We start from the raw sequence: 396 nt of genomic DNA on the forward strand, positions 1-396 counted from the left end.
GGTTTGGACTCTGATCCTGCAATCCGAGTCCGAGGGGCCTGCCCTCATCTCTTGCGCAGCAAGGCTGCTCGGAAGATGGTCTACATACTCAACCTCCTTCTTCGCGCCGTCATGGCGCACATACCACCGTGCAGCCGAAGGCCATCACCTTCCCGACCGATGCCAAGCTGCTGCACGCGGCAATCAAGGGGCTCAACCGCCTGGCGAGGAAGCACGGGGTCAAGCTGCGGCAGTCCTATCTTCGCATTGCCAAGACCGCGGCGATGATTGCGGGACGCTACGGCCATGCCAAGCAATTCAAGCGGCATCAGCGGCAGTTGCGCATCCTGCGCAGCCGACTGGGCCGGATCATCCGCGATATCCGCCGCAAGATCGAAGGTCAGGCTGTGCTTGAGA

General features: G+C 61.6%; 1 pseudogene. It reads left to right on the forward strand.

Annotation, left to right across the window (positions count from 1 at the left end):
- Positions 1-122: 122 nt before the first annotated feature.
- Positions 123-396: pseudogene (locus tag I6F37_RS43660) on the forward strand (IS5/IS1182 family transposase); the annotation flags it as partial.

The sequence above is a fragment of the Bradyrhizobium sp. NBAIM08 genome (genome assembly GCF_020193935.1).
Classification (GTDB): Bacteria; Pseudomonadota; Alphaproteobacteria; order Rhizobiales; family Xanthobacteraceae; genus Bradyrhizobium; species Bradyrhizobium yuanmingense.